The sequence below is a fragment of the Massilia phyllostachyos genome (assembly GCF_021044825.1).
GTDB lineage: Bacteria > Pseudomonadota > Gammaproteobacteria > Burkholderiales > Burkholderiaceae_D > Telluria > Telluria phyllostachyos.
This window is the reverse complement of record NZ_JAJNOC010000001.1, coordinates 1304805-1329616: the sequence shown is the minus strand read 5'-3', so window position 1 is coordinate 1329616 and position 24812 is coordinate 1304805. Positions and strand designations below refer to the sequence as shown.

The 24812-nt window shown below is 67.9% G+C and carries 16 protein-coding genes; 10 read left to right on the top strand and 6 right to left on the bottom strand.

The genetic code is table 11. The features are described from left to right. Positions 1-42: 42 nt before the first annotated feature. A complete protein-coding gene (kdsA, locus tag LQ564_RS05775; protein ID WP_231057119.1) occupies positions 43-897 on the bottom strand; it encodes a 3-deoxy-8-phosphooctulonate synthase in 855 nt (284 codons plus the stop codon). After that, positions 894-2582 (bottom strand): CTP synthase, encoded by a 1689-nt coding sequence (gene pyrG, locus LQ564_RS05770; protein WP_231057118.1) that lies wholly within the window; start codon positions 2580-2582, stop codon positions 894-896. Before pyrG ends, kdsA begins: the two co-directional genes overlap by 4 nt. Positions 2583-2801: 219 nt before the next feature. Between pyrG and LQ564_RS05765 the strand changes: the two genes are divergently transcribed. The 4 genes from LQ564_RS05765 (at position 2802) to LQ564_RS05750 (ending at position 9381) form a co-directional block, all read left to right on the top strand. Next, positions 2802-3932: a YjgN family protein gene (locus tag LQ564_RS05765; RefSeq protein ID WP_231057117.1), complete on the top strand. Its 1131-nt coding sequence runs from the start codon at positions 2802-2804 to the stop codon at positions 3930-3932. 7 nt (positions 3933-3939) lie between these two features. Continuing rightward, the gene (locus tag LQ564_RS05760) at positions 3940-5013 is read left to right on the top strand and encodes a M48 family metallopeptidase (RefSeq protein WP_231057116.1); all 1074 of its coding nucleotides are present in this window, start codon (positions 3940-3942) and stop codon (positions 5011-5013) included. Positions 5014-5125: 112 nt separating this feature from the next. Then, the gene (locus LQ564_RS05755; RefSeq protein ID WP_231057115.1) at positions 5126-6826 is read left to right on the top strand and encodes a methyl-accepting chemotaxis protein; all 1701 of its coding nucleotides are present in this window, start codon (positions 5126-5128) and stop codon (positions 6824-6826) included. Positions 6827-7086: 260 nt separating this feature from the next. After that, a complete protein-coding gene (locus LQ564_RS05750) occupies positions 7087-9381 on the top strand; it encodes a penicillin-binding protein 1A (RefSeq protein ID WP_231057114.1) in 2295 nt (764 codons plus the stop codon). A 10-nt stretch (positions 9382-9391) separates the two neighbouring features. On the opposite strand, the gene LQ564_RS05745 is transcribed toward LQ564_RS05750, so the two are convergent. Both LQ564_RS05745 and LQ564_RS05740 read right to left on the bottom strand, forming a co-directional pair. Continuing rightward, a complete protein-coding gene (locus tag LQ564_RS05745) occupies positions 9392-9862 on the bottom strand; it encodes a c-type cytochrome (RefSeq protein ID WP_231057113.1) in 471 nt (156 codons plus the stop codon). A gap of 117 nt (positions 9863-9979) precedes the next feature. Then, positions 9980-10495, bottom strand: a complete 516-nt coding sequence (locus LQ564_RS05740) for a gluconokinase (RefSeq protein ID WP_231057112.1) — start codon at positions 10493-10495, stop codon at positions 9980-9982. A gap of 146 nt (positions 10496-10641) precedes the next feature. Here LQ564_RS05740 and LQ564_RS05735 point away from each other — a divergent pair, with 146 nt between their 5' ends. Continuing rightward, the gene (locus LQ564_RS05735; RefSeq protein WP_231057111.1) at positions 10642-12270 is read left to right on the top strand and encodes a methyl-accepting chemotaxis protein; all 1629 of its coding nucleotides are present in this window, start codon (positions 10642-10644) and stop codon (positions 12268-12270) included. Here the strand turns inward: LQ564_RS05735 and LQ564_RS05730 are convergent. Next, a complete protein-coding gene (locus LQ564_RS05730) occupies positions 12267-12638 on the bottom strand; it encodes a PAAR domain-containing protein (RefSeq protein ID WP_231057110.1) in 372 nt (123 codons plus the stop codon). The two genes, LQ564_RS05735 and LQ564_RS05730, sit on opposite strands and share 4 nt — an antisense overlap. Positions 12639-12706: 68 nt before the next feature. Continuing rightward, complete coding sequence (locus LQ564_RS05725) at positions 12707-15889, bottom strand: error-prone DNA polymerase (protein ID WP_231057109.1); 3183 nt, start codon at positions 15887-15889, stop codon at positions 12707-12709. Positions 15890-15988: 99 nt separating this feature from the next. Here LQ564_RS05725 and LQ564_RS05720 point away from each other — a divergent pair, with 99 nt between their 5' ends. From LQ564_RS05720 to LQ564_RS05700, 5 genes are all read left to right on the top strand, one after another. Then, positions 15989-16783 (top strand): PhzF family phenazine biosynthesis protein, encoded by a 795-nt coding sequence (locus LQ564_RS05720; protein WP_231057108.1) that lies wholly within the window; start codon positions 15989-15991, stop codon positions 16781-16783. A 114-nt stretch (positions 16784-16897) separates the two neighbouring features. Further along, entirely contained in the window at positions 16898-18715 is a 1818-nt protein-coding gene (locus LQ564_RS05715) for a M61 family metallopeptidase (protein ID WP_231057107.1), read from the top strand. A 326-nt stretch (positions 18716-19041) separates the two neighbouring features. Then, positions 19042-21447 (top strand): TonB-dependent receptor plug domain-containing protein, encoded by a 2406-nt coding sequence (locus LQ564_RS05710; protein ID WP_231057106.1) that lies wholly within the window; start codon positions 19042-19044, stop codon positions 21445-21447. 129 nt (positions 21448-21576) lie between these two features. Beyond that, positions 21577-23067, top strand: a complete 1491-nt coding sequence (locus LQ564_RS05705; protein WP_231057105.1) for an ATPase domain-containing protein — start codon at positions 21577-21579, stop codon at positions 23065-23067. Beyond that, on the top strand, positions 23054-24763 hold the full coding sequence (locus LQ564_RS05700) for an ATP-binding protein (protein WP_231057104.1): 1710 nt from the start codon (positions 23054-23056) through the stop codon (positions 24761-24763). Before LQ564_RS05705 ends, LQ564_RS05700 begins: the two co-directional genes overlap by 14 nt. The last annotated feature ends 49 nt before the right edge of the window (positions 24764-24812 follow it).

The following is a 24812-nucleotide window of genomic DNA, read 5'->3' as shown; positions in this document are numbered from 1 at the left end:
GCGCATGCGCCCGAGCCGCGGGGCGCATGCGGCGGGAAACGCTTACTTGAAGTCCGCTTCGATGAAACCGGTCTTCTTGACGATGCGGTCGATCTCGACCAGGGTCGTCAGCAGTTCCTTCATGCGGCCGAGCGGCACCGCGTTCGGGCCGTCCGACAGGGCCTTGGCCGGGTCCGGGTGGGTTTCCATGAACAGGCCCGCGATGCCGGCGGCGACCGCGGCGCGCGACAGCACCGGCACGTGCTCGCGCTGGCCGCCGGACGAGGTGCCTTGGCCGCCCGGCAGCTGCACCGAGTGGGTCGCGTCGAACACCACCGGGCAGTTCGATTCGCGCATGATGGCGAGACCGCGCATGTCCGACACCAGGTTGTTGTAGCCGAAGGAGGCGCCGCGCTCGCAGGCCATGAAGTTGTCTTCCGGCAGGCCGGCTTCGCGCGCAGCGGCGCGCGCCTTGTCGATCACGTTCTTCATGTCGCCCGGCGCCAGGAACTGGCCCTTCTTGATGTTGACCGGCTTGCCCGAACGCGCGCAGGCGTTGATGAAGTCGGTCTGGCGGCACAGGAAGGCCGGGGTCTGCAGCACGTCGACCACGCTCGCCACTTCCGGGATCATCTCTTCGTCGTGCACGTCGGTCAGGACCGGCACGCCGATCTCGCGGCGCACGTCGGCCAGAATCTCCAGGCCTTTTTCGCGGCCCGGGCCGCGGAACGATTTACCGGACGAGCGGTTGGCCTTGTCGAACGACGATTTATAGATGAAGGGGATGCCCAGCGCGCTGGTCATCTCTTTCAGGGCGCCGGCGGTGTCCATCGCCATCTGGCGCGATTCGATCACGCAGGTGCCGGCGATCAGGAAGATGGGGTGGTCGAGGCCGACGTCGAAACCAGCGAGCTTCATGCTGCGTCTCCTTGCAGGGCGGCGCCATTGTTGGCGGCCACGTTGGTGTTGGCGGATTGGTGGGTCAAGGCGGCCTTGATGAAGGCGGTGAACAGCGGGTGGCCGTTGCGCGGGGTCGACTTGAACTCCGGGTGGAACTGCACGCCGATGTAGAACGGGTGCGCGTCCGCGCCGTCGCGCGGCAGTTCCATGATCTCCAGCAGGTCTTCGTTCGGGGTACGTGCCGAGACCACCAGGCCGGCCGCTTCGATCTTTGGCAGGTAGTAGTTGTTGCCTTCGTAGCGGTGGCGGTGGCGTTCGGTCACCAGGTTGCCGTAGATCTCGGCGGCCAGCGTGCCCGGGTTCACCGCGCAGGTCTGGGCGCCCAGGCGCATGGTGCCGCCGAGGTCCGAGTTCACGTCGCGCTTCTCGACCTTGCCGTCATGGTTCTGCCACTCGGTGATGAGGGCGACCACCGGCTGGTCGGTTTCCGCATCGAACTCGGTCGAGTTCGCGTTCGGCAGGCCGGCCTTGTTGCGCGCGTATTCGATCAGCGCGACCTGCATGCCGAGGCAGATGCCCAGGTAGGGAATCTTGTTTTCGCGGGCATAGCGGGCAGCCTGGATCTTGCCTTCCACGCCGCGCTTGCCGAAGCCGCCCGGCACGAGAATCGCGTCGTACTTGGCTAAATGCTGGCACCCTTCCTTTTCGATCTCTTCCGAGTCGAGGTATTCGATGTTGACGCGGCTCTCGGTATGGATGCCGGCGTGGCGCAGCGCCTCGGTCAGGGACTTGTACGATTCGATCAGGTCGACGTACTTGCCGACCATGCCGATGGTGACTTCGTGCTTCGGGTTTTCCAGGGTGTGGATCAGCCTGGTCCACATCGACAGGTCGGCCTTCGGTGCTTCCAGGCCCAGGGCTTCCAGGATGATGTCGTCCAGGCCCTGGTCGCACAGGACCTGCGGCACCTTGTAGATGGTGTCCACGTCCCACACCGAGATCACGGCCTGCTCCTCCACGTTGGCGAACAGCGAGATCTTGGCGCGCTCGTCGTCCGGAATGCGGCGGTCGGCGCGGCACAGCAACGCGTTCGGCGAGATGCCGATCTCGCGCAGCTTCTGCACGCTGTGCTGGGTCGGCTTGGTCTTCAGTTCGCCGGCCGACGAAATGTACGGGACCAGGGTCAGGTGGACAAACGCGGCGCCCTTGCGGCCCGAACGCAGCGACAGCTGGCGCGCGGCTTCCAGGAAGGGCAGCGACTCGATGTCGCCGACGGTGCCGCCGATCTCGACCAGCGCCACGTCGACGCCTTCGGCGCCGCGGCGGATGTAGTCCTGGATCTCGTTGGTGATGTGCGGGATCACCTGCACGGTCTTGCCGAGGTACTCGCCGCGGCGTTCCTTACGAATGACGGATTCGTAGATCTGGCCGGTGGTGAAGTTGTTCACCTTCTTCATGCGGGTGCTGATGAAGCGCTCGTAGTGGCCGAGGTCGAGGTCGGTCTCGGCGCCGTCGTCGGTCACGAACACTTCGCCGTGCTGGGTCGGGCTCATGGTGCCCGGGTCCACGTTGATGTACGGGTCGAGCTTGAGCATGGTGACTTTGAGGCCGCGCGATTCGAGGATCGCTGCGAGGGAAGCGGCCGCGATCCCCTTGCCGAGGGAGGACACGACGCCGCCAGTGACGAATACGAATTTGGTCATTTGTACTGAAGGTGCCGAATGGCACGCGCGGGAAATAGAAATTATACCTTAAACCGCGCAAATACTCCCGGCGGCCCCGGCGAATCCCCGACAAAAGCGCTGTTAATTCAGGAAAACATGCAGGAAAACACGGCATCTCTCCAATAGCAGAGCGCCGCGCCGCTTCACTCTATGCCCCACAAATTGACCGCCGGGAGGGGGCCGACCCTATACTTCGCCATGCAAACCCTCATCGACCAGCCCGCCGGCGCCATCGCCGCCCCGCCCGCCCCGGGTCCGCGCATCCTCTCGCCCTCGTTCAGCGGCGACGGCCGCGAATACTTCCGCATCTGGGTGGTCAACCTGCTGCTGTCGCTGGCCACGCTCGGCGTCTACTCGGCCTGGGCCAAGGTGCGCCGGCTGCAGTACTTCGACCGCAACACGCATCTTGCCGGCGCCACCTTTGACTTCCACGGCAACCCGCGCGCGGTGCTGGTCGGGCGCCTGCTCTCGGTGGTGCTGCTGGCCGCCTACCACTACGCCTTCGGCTTCTCGACCGCCTTCGGCGTGGCGGTGATCATCGGCCTGCTGGCCGCCTTCCCCTACCTGATGCGCGGCGCCCTGCGCTTCCGCCTCGGGAACACGCGCTACCGCGGCCTGTGGCTGGGCTTCGACGGCGCGATCGCCCAGGCCTACCTGGCCTGGCTGCCGCCGGCCCTGGTCTTCGTGCTGCCGGGCGCGCTGCTGGCGACGTATCCCGGCAGTCCGGAGCTGGCGGGCCTGGTGCTGCCCTTCTATGTGTTCTGGCCGCTGATGCATGCGCGCCTGCGCCGCTTCCAGCACGCCCACCTGCTGTTCGGCGACCAGCATTCGGGCTATGCGGTCAAGGCGCGCAGCTTCTACAAGCCCTACCTGGTGGTGTTCGTGGCCAGCCTGTGCGCCGTGATCGCCATGGCGCTCATCGTCGGCGTCACCACCTACCTCGCCGACGGCCGGAACGGCGGGCTACTGGGGCCGATCGTCTCCGCCGTCCTGGTGAGCTACTTCATGTACCTGCTGGCCGGCCCCTACATGGTGGTGCGGATCTCGAACCTGGCCTGGTCGAACACCACCTTCCCCGGCGTGCGCATCCGCTCCACCCTGCCGGTGGGCGCCTTCATGCGGCTGCAGACGAAGAACGTGCTGCTGACCCTCGTGACCCTGGGCCTGTACCGCCCGTTCGCGGTGGTGGACGTGTACCGCTTCCGCCTGGCGCACGTGCAGATCGAGGTCGACGGCGACATCGAAGCCTTCGCCAACCACGTCGCCAAGCGCGGCGGCGCGGCCGGCGACGGCGCCGCCGACGGCTTCGGCATCGACCTTTCCTGGTAAGGACACCATGAGCGCAGCACACTACTTCGACGGCCACAGCGCCCGCCTGCACGTCGTCCAGCTCAGCACCGGCAACGGCGCCATCCACCTGCACGGCGAAGCCGCGCGCAGCTATTCGCTGGCCGGCGCCCGCCTGGCCGAACCGTTCGCGCACAGCCCGGCGGTCCTGTATTTCAAGGACGGCAGCCACGTGGAAGTGCCCGACCCCGCCATGCACCCCATGCTGATGGACGTCCTCGGCTACCGCAAGTCCTGGGTGGTGCGCTGGCAGGACAATATGGCGGCCAGCCTGGCCGCGCTGGCGCTGCTGCTGGCCCTGATCGCGGCCACCTGGTTCTGGGGCTTGCCGGCCGCGGCCGAGCGCCTGTCGCGCCACGTGCCGCCGTCGGCCGACCACGCGATCGGCAGCAACGCCCTCGCCCTGCTCGAGCGGCAGGGCTTCATCAAGCCCTCGCGCCTGAGCGAAGACCGGCAGGCCGACCTGCAGGCCCTGTTCCAGCGGGTCCAGCCGCCCGGCTCGCGCATCCCGCTGCGCCTGCGGCTGGCCGACACCCCGCTGCTGGGGCCGAACGCGCTGGCCTTCCCCGACGGGACCATCGTCCTCACCGACCAGTTGGTGGGGGTCGCGATCGAGAAGCAGAGCGTCTTCGACGCCCACGCCGCCGCCATGCTGGCCGGGGTGCTGGCGCACGAGATCGGCCACATCGAGATGCGCCACAGCGTGCGCAGCATGACGCGCGCCTCGCTCACCGCGGCGCTGTCGGCCACGCTGTTCGGCGACTTCAGCGCGGTGGCCGCCGGCATGCCGGCCCTGCTGGGGAACATGAAATATTCGCGCGAGATGGAGCTGGCCGCCGACGACTACGCGGCGGCGACCCTCAAGCGGCGCGGCATCTCCACCCTGCCCCTGGCCGATCTGTTCGACGATGTCGAAGAGGCGACGGAAGAAGCGATGCCGGCGATGTTCCGCCAGGCGATGACGTACGCCTCGACCCACCCGGACGGCCATGCGCGCAGCCGGCGCCTGCGTGCGACCGAGCCGGAAAAGGCAGAACAAACGGACCAGGAAGCGGAACACTAGGCAACTGTTGCAAATCGTCTATACAACGCACTCGGCATGCATATTCCGAGTGCGTTTACATTTCGGCTGAGCAATAATCCTGACTTTCGGTTTTCGTCAAGCAGGCACGCCCATGCGCACTTTCAACAACCTCACCATCGGCGTGCGCCTTGCCGCCGGCTTCGCCCTGACCCTGTTCATGGCCGTCCTGATCGCCGGCACCGGCATGTGGCGCCTCGACCAGGTCGCCACCGCCACCCGCGTCACCCTGGCCACGCCGCTGGCCAAGGAGCGCGTGATCAGCGAGTGGTACACCCAGATCTTCGGCGCCGTGCGCCGCACCGCCGCCATCGTCAAGAGCAGCGATCCGTCGCTGACCGCCTACTTCAAGGACGACGCGGCGGCCACCGCCAAGGCATCAAGCGACCTGGTGAAGCAGCTCGAGCCGCTGATCGCGGGTGACAAGGAAACCGCCCTGTTCGGCCGCATCACCGAGCAGCGCAAGGCCTACGGCGCGGCGCGCGACAGCGCCGTCAAGGCCAAGGAAGCGGGCGACCAGGCGCTGGCCGACCAGATCCTCGACCAGCAATTCACGCCGATCGCCAGGGCCTACCAGGAATCGATCCACGAACTGCTGGCCCTGCAGCGCGAGACGATCGCCGCCACCGCCGCCGGCATCGACGCCAACGCCGAGCGCGGCGCAGCGATGATCGCCGGTCTGACCGCCCTGATGGTGGTGCTGGGCGCGCTGTTCTCGTGGATGCTCACGCGCGGCATCACGCGCCCGATCCGCGCCGCCGTGCAGGCCGCCGAGACCGTCGCCGCCGGCGACCTCACCGTGCGCATCGATTCGGATCGCCGCGACGAGACCGGCGCCCTGCTGCGCGCCCTGGCCCACATGAACGACAGCCTGGCGAAGATCGTCGGCGAAGTCAGGAGCGGCACCGACACCATCGGCACCGCCTCCGGCGAGATCGCCGCCGGCAGCATGGACCTGTCCAGCCGCACCGAACAGCAGGCCGCCTCGATCGAGGAAACCGCCGCCTCGATGGAAGAGCTGACCGGCACCGTGCGCCAGAACGCCGACAATGCGCGCCAGGCCAACCAGCTGGCGATCAACGCTTCCAGCGTGGCGACCCAGGCCGGCGCCGTGGTCGGCCAGGTGATCGCCACCATGGGCTCGATCAACGATTCGTCGCGCAAGATCGTCGACATCATCGGCGTCATCGACGGCATCGCCTTCCAGACCAACATCCTGGCGCTGAATGCGGCAGTCGAGGCGGCGCGCGCCGGCGAACAGGGCCGCGGCTTCGCGGTCGTGGCCTCGGAAGTACGCACCCTGGCGCAGCGCTCGGCCGCCGCGGCCAAGGAAATCAAGGAGCTGATCGGCGACTCGGTCGAGAAGGTCGAGGCGGGCACGAAACTGGTCGACCGGACCGGGGAGACCATGGACCAGGTGGTCGGCGCGATCGCGCGCGTGACCGACATCATGGCCGAGATCTCCTCGGCCAGCCAGGAGCAGATCCACGGCATCGACCAGGTCAACCAGGCGATCGGCCTGATGGACGAGGCGACCCAGCAGAACGCCGCCCTGGTCGAGGAATCGGCCGCCGCCGCCGGCTCGCTGCAGGACCAGGCCGCGCGCCTGGCCGGCCTGGTGAACGTGTTCAGGCTCGACGCCCGCAACGGTAGCGGCGGCAGCGCCGCTCCCGCCGCTCCGCGCGCGCTGGCGCTGCCGGCCAAGGCTGCGCGCACGCCGGCAGGCAAGCCGGCCGTGCGCAAGTCGGCGCCGGCGAAGGCTGCCGCAGAGGAAAGCGAGTGGGAAACGTTCTGAGTGATTGGCAGGACCCGGTAGCTAATACCGTCAAGTCAAGCGCCGTCGGGGTTCTGTAGGGTGGGCAATCCTTTGCTCACGCGTTCAACTAGCACAAGCGTCGTCTCGATGCATCCGTGAGTTGAACGCGTGGGCGGAGGACCGCCCACCCTACAACTTTTGAATGATTGACAGGCCCGGGTAGCGTTTTGCGCGCCCGGGCAAGGCATCCGGCGCCACCTTGCCGGATGCTGCTGCGTTGGCAGGACGCAGGCGGTAAGATGCGGCGCATCGAAGCTCCCGCCACCCTTGCCATGTCCATGCCGTCCATTCGCCCCCTCCTGCTCGCCGCCCTGCTGGCCCCGACCGCCCTCCCCGCCGGCGCCGGCATCCTCGACGAAGTCCCCGACATCAGGGCCGTCACCGACTACCAGCCGAAGATCCCGCTGCGGGTGTACTCGGCCGACAAGGTCCTGATCGGCGAATTCGGCGCCGAGCGCCGCGAATTCGTGCCGATCGGGAAGATCCCGCCGCTGATGAAGGCGGCCGTGCTGTCGATCGAGGACGCGCGCTTCTACGACCACGGCGGCATCGACTGGATCCGCGCGCTGGGCGCGGCCAAGGCGAATCTCTCGGGCAGCTTCCGCCAGGGCGGCTCGACCATCACGATGCAGGTGGCGCGCAACTTCTTCCTCACCCGCGACAAGACCCTGCCGCGCAAGCTGACCGAAGTCGCGCTGGCCTACAAGATCGAGGAGTCTTTATCGAAAGACCAGATCCTCGAGGTCTACATGAACCAGATCTACCTGGGCCAGCGCGCCTACGGCTTCGCCAGCGCCGCGCGCACCTATTTCGGCAAAGGGCTCGATCAGCTCTCGCTGGCCGAGATGGCGATGCTGGCCGGCCTGCCGCAGAATCCGTCGCGCCACAACCCGGTCGCCAATCCCGAACGCGCCCAGGCGCGCCAGCGCATCGTCCTGCGCCGCATGTTCGAACTGAAGCACATCAGCGAGACGCAGTACCGCCGCGCCCTGGCCGAGACCCTCACCGTGCGGCGCGACGGCGGCGGCCCGATGCCGGGCGCGGAATACGTCGCCGAAATCGCGCGCCAGGCGGCCCACGCCCGCTTCGGCCAGGCCGCCTACGAGCGCGGCTACAGCGTCACCACCAGCATCCTCGCGCCGGAACAGCGCGCCGCCTGGGAGGGCGTGCGCAAGAGCGCCATCGCCTACGACCGCCGCCACGGCTACCGAGGCCCGGAAGCGCGCATCGCCTTGCCGAAGGACGAGAAGGCACGCGAGGAAGCGATTGGCGAGGCCCTGCAGAAGCGTCCCGCGGTGGACGGCTTCACGCCGGCCGTGGTGCTGGCGGCTTCGCCGAAAAAGGTGAAGGTCGCGCTGCGCGACGGCGACACGGTCGACATCACCGGCGCCGGCCTGGCCCTGGCCGCGCCAGGCTTGTCGGGCAACGCCAGGGCCGCCCTGCGCCTGGCGCCGGGCGCCGTGGTGCGCATCAGCGCCACGGGTAAGACCTGGGCCATCAGCCAGGTGCCGCAGGTGGCGGGCGCCTTCGTCGCGCTGGACGCCCAGACCGGCGCCTACCGCGCCATGGTCGGCGGCTTCGACTACGGCCTGCAGAAGTTCAACCACGTGACCCAGGCCTGGCGCCAGCCGGGTTCCGCCATCAAGCCGTTTGTCTATTCGGCGGCGCTGGAGCGCGGCTTCTTCCCCGGCACGCAGATCCTCGACGAGCCGATCGATTTCTCCGGCGAGCCGGCCTACGCCAACTGGTCGCCGCGCAACGACCACGGCGGCTTCGAAGGTCCGATCACGGTGCGCTATGCGCTGGCGCATTCGAAGAACGTGCCGGCGGTGCGCCTGCTGCGCACCATCGAGATGGACTACACCCGCGAGCACCTGGCGCGCTTCGGCTTCGACCCGGCGCGCCAACCGAAGACACTGAGCCTGGCGCTGGGTACCGGCGCGGTGACGCCGCTGCAGCTGGCGGGCGCGTATGCGGTGGTGGCCAACGGCGGCTACCGCATCGAGCCCTACCTCATCACCGCGATCCAGGACCGCGACGGCAAGCCGCTGTTCGAGCACAAGCGCCCGCCGGCGCCGGCCGAGGGCGCCCGCGTGCTGGACGCGCGCAACGCCTTCATCACCGACAGCATGCTGCGCGACGTGACCCGCTACGGCACCGGCGCGGAAACGGTGCGCCAGCTCAAGCGCGGCGACATCGCGGGCAAGACCGGCACCACCAGCAACGCCGTCGACGGCTGGTTCGCCGGTTACGGCGGGGGCGGCAAGGTGGTTGCGGTGGCCTGGATGGGCTACGACGACGCGCGCCCGCTGGGCGAGCACGAATACGGCGCGACGGTGGCGATGCCGGCCTGGATCGACTACATGCGGGTGGCGCTGGCGAAGGCGCCGGAACGCGCGCCGCTGGTTCCCGAGGGCGTGGTGCGCGCGGGCGAGGACTGGGTGTATGCGGAGTTCGCCGAGCAGCCCGCGGTGCAGGAAGCGGCGCCGATGCAGGATGCCGGTGCGGCGCCGGTCGCCGTGCAGCTGCCGTGATGCGGGCGTCTTACTTCGGCGGCGCCGGGAACTGGATATAAGGGCCGGCCGGCGTCTGCCCCGGCGGGACCCAGGCCGGCGCCGGCTTGCCGGCCTTGCCGAGGTGGCGCACGTAGCGGTAGATCGCGCGCAGGTCGTCCTTGTCCATGGCATGCAGCGTGAACCAGGGCATCGGCGGACGCGTCTTCATGGTCTGCGCCATCCGGATCCAGTCGTCTTCCTTGAGCGCGTTCATCGACAGGCGCAGGTTGCTCGGGTAGGTCGTGCCCCAGGGGCCGCGCCAGCCGAGCGCATCGCCGGTCAGCCATTCCTTTTCCGGCACCTGGCCGGCGCTCATGCCGTAGCCGGGCGTGTGGCAGTCGTTGCAGCCGCCGACCTTGACGAGGTAGCGTCCGCGCTCGATGTAGTTGCCGTGCGGTGCCGCGGCCGCCGGCAGGACCAGCGCCAGCAGCGCGGCGGCGCACATGGTGTTCGTTATCATGGTAGTCCACTCCTGGAAATCGTCGTGACGCCATGCTGCACCGGCAGTGCAGGCATGGCTTGATGTGCACGAAGATATCCGGCGTAAGCGCCGGGCAACAGCCCCACCCGGGGGGGGTCAGTCGAGACCGCGTTCCGGTAGGGATAGCAGGGCCTGCTCCACCAGCCGTTCCAGCGCGTCCTTGACGTCGAGCGTCACGCCCGCTTCATCCGGCTGCAGCGGCTCCAGGTCCCGCAGTTGGCTGTCCAGCAGCGCGACCGGCATGAAGTGGCCGGTGCGCGCCCCCATGCGCTGCGCGATCAGGGCGCGCTCTCCGTGCAGATGCACGAAGCGCACGTCGCCGCTGGCGGCGCGCAGGATGTCGCGGTAGTAGCGCTTTAGCGCGGAGCACGCCAGCACGACCACCTCGCCCGCCTGCCATGTCCGCTCGATCTCCGCGCGCAGCGCCTCCAGCCAGCCGAGGCGGTCATGATCGTCCAGGGCTATTCCGGCCGACATCTTCTTCAGGTTCGCAACGGGATGAAAGCGGTCGCCTTCGATGAAGCGTGCGCCGACCGTCTGCGCCAGCCGCGTCCCAACCGCGCTCTTGCCGCAGCCGCTGACTCCCATCACCACCCACGCAATTTGTGTCATCAGCCCATTTCCTCATATTGCTGTTGTTGCGTTTAATCACAGTCGCGAAGTTTCACTTTTACCGATTCAGCATTTGCTCTACACTCGATAGTATTTACGTTAGACAATTTTTCTTTACCCAGAGGCATTCACATAAGGAGAGAGCCATGCGACTCAATACGCCTGTCACGAACAAAGAAGTCGTTCTAGCGGAAGGAAAGACGATCGTGTCGACGACCGACTTGCAGGGTAACATCCAGTACGCCAATCCCTATTTCGTGCAGGTCAGCGGCTTTACTGAAGACGAATTGATTGGCGCCCCGCAGAACCTGGTGCGCCACCCGGACATGCCGGTCGAAGCCTTCGCCGACCTGTGGGCCACGATCCGCGACGGCATGCCGTGGAGTGGCATGGTCAAGAACCGCTGCAAGAATGGCGACTACTACTGGGTGATGGCAAACGTGACGCCGGTGATCGAGAACGGCCGGGCGGTCGGCTTCATGTCGGTGCGCACCAAGCCTTCGCGCGAACAGGTGGCCGAAGCCACCGCCCTGTATGCCGAATTCAAGGCCGGCAACCCGCGCAAGCTGGTGCTGCAGCGCGGCCGCGTACTGGAAGGCGGCCTGCACGGGTACATCGCACGCATCAAGCGCCTGTCCCTGCGTACGCAAATCAATGCCGGCATGGGCCTGGTATCCCTGACGCTGATCGCGAACCTGGTGCAAGCCTGGCAACTGCAGATGTCGCCCTGGAGCGCGCTGGCGATGGGCCTCTCGCTCGTCATCGTCGCCAACCTCTGGCTGAGCCTGCGCCGCAACGTGCTGGCGCCGCTTGCGCACGCCACCGACTTCACGCGCCGCCTGGCCGGTGGCGACCTGACCGGCCGTATCGAGCACGGCGCCGACAACGAGATGGGCCAGCTGGCCGGAGCCCTGCGTCAGACATCGGTGAACCTGTTCAGCGTGATCGGCGACGTGCGCGCCAACTTCGACGAGATCCGCCATGCCACCAGCGAAATCGCCAATGGCAATCTGGACTTGTCCACCCGCACCGAGGCGCAGGCGTCCAACCTCGAAGAGACCGCGGCCAGCGTTGAGCAGCTGACCCAGAACGTGGCCCAGAATAGCGACAACGTGAAGACCGCCAACGATCTGGCGCTGCGCGCGGCCGGCATGGCCACCCGCGGCGGCGCGACTGTCAGCGAAGTGGTCAGCACCATGGAGGCCATCAGTACATCCTCGCACAAAGTGCTCGACATCATCGGCCTGATCGACGGCATCGCCTTCCAGACCAACATCCTGGCCCTGAACGCGGCGGTGGAAGCCGCGCGCGCCGGCGAGCAGGGACGCGGCTTCGCGGTCGTCGCGGGAGAAGTGCGCAACCTGGCGCAGCGCACCGCCGGCGCGGCCAAGGAGGTCAAGCAGCTGATCGACGTCTCGATCGCCACCGTGGACAGCGGCAGCCGCCTCACCGCGATGGCCGGCCAGACCATGGGCGAAGTCATGGACGCGGTCGAAAGCGTCAAGCGGGTGATGGAAGGGATCGCGGCCGCCACCCACGAGCAGGCCGGCGGCGTGCGGCAGGTGAATCAGGCGGTCGGCAACCTCGACGGCATCACCCAACAGAACGCGGCGCTCGTCGAGGAAGCGGCAGCCGCCGCGGCGACCCTGGCCGAACAGGCGGACAGCGTGGCGCAGGCGCTGGCGGTGTTCCGCCTGGAGACGCATGCGGCTGCGGCGCGCGTGTTGCCGGTGCGTGGCGCGCAGCAGTTGCGTCTTGGGGCTGAGCGAGGCTAGTGCGCAGCGTCCGGCGCCGGTGTGGCCGGAACAGGTTCTCGCAGCTCGGGGGCGCGCGGTTCCCACGATTGCATGTCGGCGCTCACATGCTGGCAGGCGATGCTCTGGCTGGCCACGAGGCGCGGCGGCGGACTGCATTTGCACAGGCACAGGTCGTCGCCGAGGGCGACTTCGCGGCCGTCGCAGCGCTCGCTCAGGCGCGGGCCGTCGAGGGCGATCACGCCTTCCGAACGGCAGTTCGGGCACGCCACCCTATCGCCTTCGAGCGCGATGCCGACGCCGTCGATGGTGTCGAAATGGCTACTCGACACCACCTTGCCGCCGGCGGTGGTATCGGCGCCGAGCGTGATGTAGTAGCGCTTGATCATGGTCCTGCCCCCGAGTGGTCGTGACCAGCCAATCTAAGGGGCAGCCGCCCCGTGTGCCTTGAGAGGAATCAGCAGAAATCGCGGCTCGGCGCGCGCAGCCTGCCCAGCAGGTGCGACATGTCGACCAGGCGCTTGGCCACCAGGTGGCACACCTCGCCCTGGCGCTGCCACACGCCGTACACGCCCAGCAGCGGCGCGTTCAGCACCTCGCGCCGCTGCTGCTCGACCAGGGTCGGCCAGACGATCACGTTGACGTTCCCGGTCTCGTCTTCCAGGGTCACGAACAGCACGCCCTTGGCGGTGCCGGGGCGCTGGCGCACCGTCACCAGGCCGCAGGCGCGCGCCAGCTGGCCGTCGGCGTAGTCCATCAGGGTGGACGCCGGCATGAAGCGCTTGGCCAGCAGGCTGTCGCGCAGCAGGGCCAGCGGATGGCGGCCGAGGGTGAGACCTTGCGAACGGTAGTCGCCGACGATCTCGTCGGCCTCGGACGGCGCCGCGAGTAGCGGCGCTTCTTCCTGCGGCGTGGTCGGACGCAGCAGGTCGCGGTCCGGCACCGCGCCCACGGCCTGCCACAGCGCTTCGCGCCGGTTCCCCGCCAGCGAACGCAGGGCATTCGCCGCGGCCAGCACCTGCAGGTCGGCGCGGTCCAGATGGGCGCGGCGCGCCAGGTCGGCCACGCTGTCGAAAGGGCGGATCGCGCGCGCATCCTCGATGCGGCTGGCCGCTTCCTGCTTCAGCCCGCGCTGCAGCGAGAGCCCGAGGCGCACCGCCGGCTGGCGCGACCGGTCGACCGGGTCGTATTCTTCCAGGGTCGAATCCCAGCCGCTGATGGCCACGTCCACCGGACGCACCTCGATGCCGTGGCGGCGCGCGTCCTGCACCAGCTGCGAAGGGCTGTAGAAACCCATCGGCTGGCTGTTGAGCAGCGCGCACAGGAAAGCGGCCGGCTCGTGGCACTTGAGCCAGGAACTGGCATAGGCCAGCAGCGCGAAGCTGGCCGCGTGCGACTCGGGAAAGCCGTATTCGCCGAAGCCCTGGATCTGGCTGAAGATGGCTTCCGCGAATTCGAGCGTGTAGCCGCGCTCCAGCATGCCCTTCACGATGCGCTCGTAGTATTTCTCCAGCCCGCCCTTGCGCTTCCAGGCCGCCATCGCGCGGCGCAGCTGGTCGGCCTCGCCCGGCGTGAAGCCGGCGCCGAGGATCGCCACCTGCATCACCTGCTCCTGGAAGATCGGCACGCCCAGCGTGCGCTCGAGCGCCACCTTCATCTCGGGGCTCGGATACACGACCGGCTCGAAGCCCTGGCGCCGCTGAAGATAGGGATGGACCATGCCGCCCTGGATCGGCCCCGGGCGCACCACCGCCACCTCGATCACCAGGTCGTAGAAGCGGCGTGGCCGCATGCGCGGCAACATGCTCATCTGGGCGCGCGACTCGATCTGGAACACGCCGACGGTATCGGCCGCGCAGATCATGTCGTAGGTGGCGACGTCGTCGGCCGGGATGTCCTGCATCTCGAACAGGTTGCCGTGGCGCTGGCCGACCAGTTCCAGGCCGCGCCGCATCATCGACAGCATGCCCAGCGCCAGCACGTCGACTTTCATGAGGCCGAGTTCCTCGAGGTCGTTCTTGTCCCACTGGATCACGCTGCGGTCCGCCATGGTGGCGTTCTCGATCGGCACCAGGCGCGAGAGCTTGCCGCGCGCGATGACGAAGCCGCCCGGATGTTGCGACAGGTGGCGCGGGAAGTTCAGCAGCTTCTCGGCCAGGATCGCCCACTGCTGCGCCAGGCGCGATTCCGGGTCCAGGCCGGCTTCGGCCAGGCGTCCCAGCAGGTCGGCGCGGCTGTCGAACCAGTGGTGGGTCTTGGCCACCTTCTCGACGATGGCGAGATCGATGCCGAGCGCGCGGCCGCTGTCGCGCAGCGCGCTTTTCGGGCGGTAGCTGATCACGACCGCCGCCAGCGCGGCCCGCTCGCGCCCGTATTTTTGATAGATGTACTGGATGACTTCTTCGCGCCGCTGGTGCTCGAAGTCGACGTCGATGTCGGGCGGCTCGTTGCGCTCGCGCGAGATGAAGCGCTCGAACAGCAGGCTGGCGCGCGCCGGGTCGACCTCGGTGATGCCGAGGCAGTAGCACACCGCCGAATTGGCAGCCGAGCCGCGTCCCTGGCAGAGGATGTGCTGGGAGCGCGCGAAGCGCACGATGTCGTAGACGGTGAGGAAGTAGTGCTCGTACTTCATCTCGGCGATCAGCGCCAGCTCGTGTTCGATCTGGGCCTGCACCTTGGCCGGGATGCCGTCGCGGAAGCGCCGGTGCGCGCCGATCCAGGTTTCCAGGCGCAGGTAGCTGGTGGCGTCGTGGCCGGGCGGGACCACCTCGTCCGGATATTCGTAGCGCAGCTCGTCGAGCGAGAAGGTGCACAGGCGCGCGATGCGCACCGTTTCGGCCAGCGCCTCGCGCGAATGGATGTTCGCCAGGCGCAGCCGCGCGCGCAGGTGCTGCTCGGCGTTCTGCGCCAGGCCGTAGCCGCATTCGGCCACCGGCTTTTTCAGGCGCGTGGCGGTGAGCGTGTCCTGCAAGGGCTTCCTCGATCGCACATGCATCGTCACGTGGCCGAGCGCCGTGATCGGCAAGCCGTGCTGCCAGCCGACTTCTTCCACCGTGGCGCGGTGCGCCTCATCAAAAGCGCGGTGCAGCAGGGTCAGGCCGAGCCAGGCGCGGCCCGGGAAGGTGTTGGCGATCCAGGCGGCCTGCGCGTGCAGGCGGTCGACGTCCTGCGCTTCGTGGCCCGGATAGGCCGGCAGCAGGATCGCCAGGCAGTCGGGCATGTGGCGCAGGTGGGCATACGCCGGCGCGGGGTCGGCCAGGTCTTCCGGTGTGAGAAAGTAGCTGCCCTTGTCGGCGCGGGTGCGGCCCAGGGTGATGAACTCGGCCAGGTTGCCGTAGCCGTTGCGGTTCTGCGCCAGCAGGATCAGCGACAGGGCCGGGCTGCCGTCGCGGTGCTTCAGGTGAAAATGGGCGCCGATCACCAGCGGCAGGCCGGCCTTCTTCGCTTCGGCATGGGCGCGCACCACGCCGGCCAGCGAGCATTCGTCGGTGAGGGCCAGCGCGAAATAATCGAGCTGCACCGCCCGCGCCACCAGTTCCTCCGCATGCGACGCTCCCTCGAGGAAGGAGAAGTTCGACAGGCAGAACAGCTCCGCATACGGCGGAAGCACCTGGTTGGGCGGCTGGAACGGATCGGTCATCGGCAAGGCTGGAGCAAAGGCGCTACAATGCAGTCAAAGTAGCAATACTGTATAAAAACACAGTATAACCGACGCGTGTCGCACAACAAGAGGAAAGCCATGCAGGTCCATGCATTGAAGTGTTTCGGAGAGCGCCCGGGCGACGGCAATCCGGCCCTCGTCATCGAAGGCGATGCGTCAGGCAACGAAGCGCGCCGCGCCTTCGCCCGTTCCCGCAACACCACCTGCGTCTTCCTCGATGGCGACGTCGTCGACTTCCACTATCCCCATGCCCGCAGCCCCTTGTGCCTGCATGCGACGCTGGCCGTGGCCCATGTGCTGTTCGCGCGCCGGCCCGATGCGCCCCTGCTCGCAGTGACGACGGCGATGCGTGGCCAGCGGCTGGAACTGGCGCGCGATGGCGACGCCTTCTTCATCCGGCTGCAGGCACTGGACGTGGTCCAGCCCGCGCTCGAAGCAAGCCTGCCTGCACGCCTGCTCGCCATGCCGGGCTTGACACCCGCGTCGACGCCGCGCGTGGCCTCGATCGGCAGCCCCAAGCTGCTGGTCGAAGTGCCGGACGCCGCCACCCTGCACGGCCTGCGCCCAGACCTGCAAGCCATCACGGCCTGGGGCAAGGAAGCGGGCATCAACGGCGTCTATGCCTGGTGCCGCCGGCCAGACGGGCGCTTCGAGGGCCGCAATTTCAATCACCTCGATCCCCTGCTCGAAGACGGGGCCACCGGTGTCGCCGCCGGTGCGCTCACGGCCCTGCTCGGGCAGGGACTCGTGCTGCTGCAGGGGCGCGCGACAGGCCAGTCCTGTCTGATCGCCACCCGCATCGAAGACGGCGCCATCCTGGTGGGCGGACGCGCCGAAACGGCGGCCATCGTGACCTCCCTCGCCGGACGCTGAATCCGCAACGCCGCCCGTACTTACAGGGAAATTTGCCTGTTCGCCCCCGGCAAGCTGGTATACACTTTCGCGCACAATAAAGCGCCCATCCCGGACGCATACCACAGAGCGGACATGAAACCTACCTTCCTTGCCTACGCCCTCCCCCTGCTTCTCCTCGGCGCCAGCGCCACCGCGCGCGCCGACGTCGACTACCAGCTGAAGATCACCGACGCCGCCCAGCACCTGGCCGAAGTGCGCGCCACCTTCCCGGCCACGCAGGGCGCCACGCTCGACGTCTCGATGCCGAACTGGCGCACCGGCCGCTACAACATGCTGAACCTGGCCAACGGCGTGCGCCTGTTCAAGGCCTTCGACGCCAAGGGCGCGGCGCTGCCGGTCGAGAAGACCGACAAGGGCACCTGGCAAGTCAAGACGAAGCCGGGCGACGCGGTCACCGTGCAGTACGAGCTGTATGCGAACACCCTGGGCGAGCGCACCCGCCACATCGACGACACCCACGCCTACCTCGACGCCAGCGGCGTGTTCGTCTACGCCGCCCCGTTCCGCAAGGAGAAGGTCAACGTCAAGCTGGACGTGCCGCAGGGCTGGAAGTCGCGCTCGGGCATGGATGCGGGTAACTGCGACCACTGCTTCGTCGCCGCCGACTACGACGTGCTGATCGACGCGCCGATCGAGACCGGCCTGCACGAGTTCTACACCGACAAGGTCGATGGCCGCACCATCGAACTCGCCATCTGGGGCCGCGGCAACCACGACGGCAAGCAGATGATGACCGACCTGAAGAAGATCGTCGCCGAGACCGCGAAGCTCTACGACGGCAAGTACCCGTTCCAGCGCTACCTCTTCATCGTCCACGCCACCGACGGCGCCGGCGGCGCCACCGAGCACGCCAACTCCACCGTGATCCAGAAGCCGCGCTGGACCTTCGCGCCGCGCAAGGCCTACCAGGGCTTCCTGCGCGTGGCCGCCCACGAGTTCTATCACACCTGGAACGTCAAGGCCTACCGTCCGAAGGAGATGGTCCCCTACGACTACCAGAACGAGAACTACAACCGCCTGCTGTGGGTCGCCGAAGGCCACACCTCCTACTTCGAAGAGCTGATCGTGCTGCGCGCCGGCCTGGTCAAGCGCGACGAGTTCTACGAAGAGTACGCGAAGCTGATCGACGACTACCAGCACCAGCCGGGCCGCTTCCAGCAAAGCGCGGCGGACTCCAGCTTCGACGAATGGATCGCGGTCGGCGGCGAGCGCGCGCGCAACGCCTCGGTCAACATCTACTCGAAAGGCCAGCTGCTGGCGCTGATGATGGACATCGAGCTGCGCCGCCAGACCAATGCGAAGAAGGGCCTGGAAGACGTGCACCGCATCCTGTTCGCGAAGCATTCGACCGCCCAGGGCGGCTACGACGTGCCGGCCGTGCTGGCCGCGCTGCGTTCGGTCAGCGGCCAGGCTTGGGAAGGCTGGTGGGCCCAGTACGTGGACGGCACCGCCGAGATCCCGTTCGAGACCCTGCTGGCGCAAGTCGGCCTGCAGAAGCTGATCGACGTGCCGAAGGACGCCGAGCAGAAGCAGGAATGGTGGGCCGGCTGGACCCTGCGCGACGGCGACCCGGCCGTGGTGATGGTGGTCGAGCGCGACAGCCCGGCATGGAAGGCCGGCGTGGTCGCGGGCGACACCCTGCTGGCGGTGAACGGCCTGCGCGTGTCGAGCAAGGACATCGGCGACAAGATGTCGCTCTCGAAAGCCGGCCCGTTCAAGGTCCACCTGTTCCGCCGCGACGAACTGGTCGAACTGCCGGTCACCCCGGTGCTGCAGCCGAAGGGCAAGGCCAAGGTCAAGGCGCTGGACAAGACCAGCGCGACGCAGCAGTCGATGAATGCGGCGTGGACGGGTGTGGCGTGGCCGAAGGACGAAGCAAAGAAGCCTTGACCACCAGCCCAAAGACCGTCGCACCGGCGCAGGCCGGTGCCCAATTTTGCCAGCGCAGTCGAGACGCCCGCAAACTTGGGTTCCGGCCAAGGGGGACGCCTAGTCCCGGAACGACGTGGCTGATCAGATTCAAACGGTAAAACCGCGGTCCCGGTCTGCACCGGCACCGCGGTTTTTTACGTCCAGAGTGGTGCAGGATCGCACCAAAATAGCACGGTTGTTCTATAGATTTTAGTTATTTGGTGACAACGTTGCGTTAACGTTACAGCCTCATGTTGGCACGGAGCTGAATTGATTAATATTCAATTTTGCCCCTGGAGAGTTCCGTGTTCAAACTGAGACTGTTACCGCATGCCGTGCTGCTCGCCCTCTACGGCAGCGCCCTCGCTTTCGCCCCCGCCGCCCAGGCGCAGACCACGGACGCCCCCACCGCACCCACCACGCGGAACCCGGAGGGCTTCATCCCGAGCGTGAGCGTGGTCGGTTCGCGCCGCGTCGGCAACGCCTCGTCCACCGACACCCCGGTCCCGGTCGACTTCATCCCGATGACCAAGGCCACCGAACAGGGCGGCCAGTTCGACCTGGCCCAGGTGCTGAACAACGTCTCCCCTTCCTTCAACTCGACCCGCCAGACCGGCGCCGACGGCGCCGACCTGGTCGACTCGGCCGCCCTGCGCGGGCTCGGTTCGGACCAGACCCTGGTGCTGGTGAACGGCAAGCGCCGCCACACGGTCGCCCTGGTCAACCTGTTCGGCGCGCGCAACCGCGGCAACACCGGCACCGACATGAATGCGATCCCGCTGATGGCGATCCGCAACGTGCAGGTGCTGCGCGACGGCGCCGCCGCGCAGTACGGCTCGGACGCGATCGCCGGCGTGATCAACGTCGAACTCAAGAAAAGCCTGGGCTGCGAATCGGTGGCGGGCTACGGCAAGTACACCGAGGGCGACGGCGAGAACTGGCTGGCCTCGGCCTACTGCGGCGTGGCCGTGGGCGGCGGGGTGCTGGGCATTACCGGCGAATACTACGACCGCGGCCGCTCCAACCGCGCCGAGGCCGACAGCCCGCGCATCATCGGCGACACCAAGTCGCAGAACCAGACCATCTACCTGAACGGCGAATTCCCGGCCGCGGGCGGGAAGCTCTACGTCACCGCCGGCGCCCAGCGCCGCGACGCCTCGTCGGCCGCCTGGGCGCGCGAAGGCATCGGCTCCGAGGACATCCCCTCGCGCAATTCGGCCGCCATGTACCCGGACGGCTTCGTCCCCTTCATCAACGGCGACGTCGACGACCGCTGGGGCACCGTGGGCTACCGCTTCCAGGCCGGCGAATGGAATGCCGACCTGTCGCAGACCTACGGCTACAACCGCCTGATGTACACCATCGCGAACACGCTCAACGCCTCGATCGCGAACCAGAATTTGCTGGCCGGCCGCCCCGCCACCAGCGCCAACAGCTTTGACGCCGGCGGCTTCTCCTTCCGCCAGGCCACCACCAACCTGGACTTCTCGCGCTTCTACAACGGGATCGCGAACGGCATGAACGTCGCCTTCGGCTTCGAACACCGCCGCGAGAACTACAAGATCTTCGCCGGCGAAACGGGTTCCTGGATCGACGCCGACGGCGTCGGCTTCGGCGGCAATGCCGGCAGCCAGGGCTTCCCGGGCTTCCAGCCGGGCGACCAGACCGACGCCGACCGCCACTCGAGCGCCGCCTACCTCGACATCGAGACCGACCTGACCGAGCGCTTCAAGCTGCAGACCGCGCTGCGCCACGAGCGCTATTCGGACTTCGGCTCGACCACGACCGGCAAGCTGGCCGGCGCATACCGAATCAACACAAGTGTGCTGCTGCGCGGATCCGCGAGCACGGGCTTCCGCGCGCCTTCGCTGCAGCAGGCTTACTTCTCGTCGACCTTCACCGACTTCGTCAACGGCCAGCCGCTCGACGTGGTGCTGGCGCCGAGCGGCGGCCGCGTCGCCAATGCCGCCGGCATCCCGGCCCTGAAGGACGAGCAGTCGAAGAGCTTCACCCTGGGCCTGACCTTCACCCCGACCCAGTCGACCTCGATCACGGCCGACCTGTACCGCATCGACATCGACGACCGCATCGTGCTGTCGGGCCGCTTCGACGCCGAGAACTACCCGGCGCTGGGCGCGACCCTGCAGCAGCTGGGCGTGGGCCAGGCGCAGTTCTTCGTCAACTCGGTCGACACCAGGACGCAAGGCCTGGACATCACCATGTCGCACCGCATGGATGTCGGCGCCGGCAAGCTGAACGCCTTCCTGGCCATGAATTTCGGGAAGACCGAGGTGAAAGGCGTGCATGCGCCGAGCTCCCTGGCCGGCTTCGAGGACGTGCTGCTGTCCGAGCGCGAGCGCCTGTTCATCGAGGAAGGCGCGCCGCGCCGCAAGGCCACCCTCGGCTTCGACCACACCCTGGGCAAGCTCGAGACCGGGCTGCGCATCGTCCACTTCGGCCCGCAGACCCTGGGCACCTTCTCGGGCCCGCCGGTGCCGAACCAGTATTACGAGGCGAAGACCTCGGCCGACCTTTCCTTCACCTGGGCCTTCACCGAGAAAACCAAGCTCACGCTCGGCGGCACCAACATCTTCGACGTGAAGCCGACCGCGCAAGACCCGAACGAGACCGACAACGGCTTCAAGTACGAGAGCGTGCAGTTCGGCCTGAACGGCGCGGCCTGGTTCGCGCGCCTGGCGCACCGCTTCTGATCCACGGCGCCCTGCCGGCGCCTCGCTCAGTTCCGGCAACGATGGCAATGCAGCCCTGCGCATGCGTATAATGGACCGGGTCGCGCGTCCCCGACACCCGACCCACTCATCGTACTTCGACAGGGTTACATGAACACCGTTGCACCCGCACGCATCTCCACCGGCATCGCCGGCCTCGACGACATCCTCAACGGCGGGCTGACGCCCCAGCGCGTCTACCTGGTGGAGGGCTCGCCCGGCGCCGGCAAGACCACGCTCGGCCTGCAGTTCCTGCTCGACGGCGCCGCCAGGGGCGATGCCGGCCTCTACATCACCCTGTCCGAAACGGCCGACGAACTGGCGGCGGTGGCGCGAAGCCACGGCTGGTCGATCGATGCGCTGGACGTATTCGAACTGGCAGGCGAAGCCGCGCTCGACATCGACGCCCAGCAGTCGGTGTTCCACCCTTCCGAAGTCGAACTGGGCGAGACCACCCGCAACGTGATGGACCGGGTGGATGCAGTCAAGCCCGTGCGCGTGGTGTTCGACAGCCTGTCGGAGATGCGTCTGCTGGCGCAGAACCCGCTGCGCTACCGGCGCCAGATCCTCGCGCTCAAGCAGTTCTTCACGGCGCGCAGCTGCACCGTGCTGCTCCTGGACGACAAGACCAGCCAGTCCGACCAGCACCTGCACTCGATCGCCCACGGCGTCATCAGCCTGGAGCAGATCGCCAAGGAATTCGGCAAGGAGCGCCGCCGCGTCAACATCGTCAAGATGCGCGGCATCCGCTTCCGCGGCGGCTACCACGACTACACCCTGAACACCGGCGGCATCACGATGTTCCCGCGCCTGGTGGCGGCCGAACACCTGCGCGACTTCGTGCCGGCGGTGCGCGCCACCGGCTCGAGCGGCATCGACGCCCTGCTGGGGGGCGGCCTGGTGCGCGGCACCAACACCCTGATCGTCGGCCCTTCCGGGATCGGCAAGACCACGGTCGCGACGCGCTGCCTGCTCACCTCACTGGAGCGCGGCGAAAAGGCCGCCTTCTACCTGTTCGACGAAGGCCTCGGCACCTTCTTCGCGCGCAGCCTGGCGCTCGGCATGGACCTGCGCCCCTACGCCGACAGCGGCCAGTTCCTGATCCAGCACATCGACCCGGCCGAGCTGGCGCCGGGCGAGTTCGCCCAGATGCTGCGCGACGCCGTCGAGCAGCGCAAAGCCGATTTCATCGTCATCGACAGCCTGAACGCCTACCTGCAGGCGATGCCGGGCGAGCAGTTCCTGGTCCTGCAGATGCACGAACTGCTGTCCTACCTGAACCAGCAGGGCGTGACCACGCTGCTGGTGCTGGGCCAGCACGGCATGATCGGCGACGTGAAGTCGGACGTCGACCTGAGCTACCTGAGCGACGGCACGATCCTGATGCGCTTCTTCGAATCGAACGGCCGCCTGCGCCGCGCCGTCACGGTCATCAAGAGCCGCGCCGCCGAGCATGCGCTCACCATCCACGAGCTGCAGCTGGGCCGCAACGGCATCCGGATCGGCGAAGCGCTGGAGGGTTTCGACGGCGTGCTCACCGGCCTGCCGAGCTACCGCGGCTCCACGCCCATGATGGCGCCCGCAACGGATGCGGACAGCTAGCCCGCACGACCAGCGCATCCTGATCCTGGCGCCGCGCGGACGCGACGCCGAGGTCATGTGCTCGGTCCTGGCGCCGGGCGGCTCCATGTGCAAGGTAGTGCCGGACCTGACCGCCCTCACCGCCGCGATCGGCGAAGGCGCCGGCACCGCCCTGGTCGCCGAGGAAGCGCTGTACGAGGCCGACGCCGCGCCCCTCTACGCCTGGCTGGCGCGCCAGCAACCGTGGTCCGACTTCCCCTTCGTGATCCTGCTGGCGCGCCAGGTCGGCCTGCCGCCCGACGGCGCGCGCGCCCGCCTCGACCAGCTGGGCAACATCATCCTGCTGGAACGGCCCTTGAACGCCCAGACCCTGCGCAGCGCGGCCAATTCGGCCCTGCGCGCGCGCCGCCGCCAGTACCAGGCGCGCGACCTGCTGGCCGAACGCGAAGCCGGCGCCGCCAGCCTGCGCCAGAGCCGCCAGGACCTGCTCAGCCTGAACGAAACGCTGGAGTCGCGCATCGAGGAACGCACCCGTGCGCTGGCCCAGGCCAACGACCGCCTGATGAACGAAGTCATCGAACGCGAACGAGTGCAGCAGGCCATGGTGCAGCTGCAGAAGATGGAAGCGATCGGCCGCCTCACCGGCGGCATCGCCCACGACTTCAACAACCTGCTCAACGTGGTCCAGGGCAGCATGGACCTGATCCTGATGCTGTCGAAAGACGAGGTGGCGCGCCAGCGCGCCGAGATCGCGCGCCGCGCCTGCCAGCGCGGCGGCAAGCTGACCGGCCAGCTGCTCGCCTTCGCGCGCAACCAGAACCTCGACCTGCGCCAGGCAGATCCCGCCGCCCTGTTCGACGGCGTGCGCGAACTGGTCGCCACCTCGGTCGGCTCGGGCATCCGCCTCGCGTTCGAGGTCGAGCCGGATTGCCCGGGCGTGCTGGCCGACACCAACCAGATGGAGATGGCGCTGCTCAACCTGGCCATCAATGCACGCGACGCGATGGAAGACGGCAGCGGCGAACTGTCCTTCCACGCCCGCCGGGCCGAAGCGCCGGATGGCCTGCTGCCGGACGGCGAGTACGTGCGCATCGCGGTCACCGACAACGGCCCCGGCATGCCGCCGGAACTGGTGGCGAAGGTGTTCGAGCCCTTCTTCACCACCAAGGAAGTCGGCAAGGGAACGGGCCTGGGCCTGAGCCAGGTCTACGGCATGGCGCGGCAGTCGGGCGGCGCGGCCCGCATCGTCAGCGAGCCGGGGGCCGGGACCACCGTCGAGATCTGGCTGCGCGTCTGGGACGGCAGCGAGGCGCGGACGGCGTCCGACGCGGCGCCGGCCACCCTTCCCCACACCCGCGACGGCGCGCGCATCCTGGTGGTCGAGGACGATACCTTCGTGCGCGAATCGGTGGTCGCCTCGCTCGAAGCCTTCGGCCACACGGTGATCCAGGCCGCGGACGGCGAAGCCGGCCTGCGCGCGCTGGCCCGGGACCGGCCCGACCTGGTCATCACCGACTACCTGATGCCCGGCATCACCGGCGCCCAGCTCATGCAGCAGGCGCGCGCGGTCTACCCGGGCATCCCGATGATCATCGCCACCGGCTATGCCGACATGCACGCAATCGAGCAGGTGCTGGGCGACGACATCCTGCTGCGCAAGCCCTTCCAGCTGGCCGAGCTGGCGGACAGTGTCGCGCGCGCGCTGGGCCGCGCCTAGGCGGACGCCGCCGAAAAGAACTCTGTGCCACACTGACTCCGAACGCAAT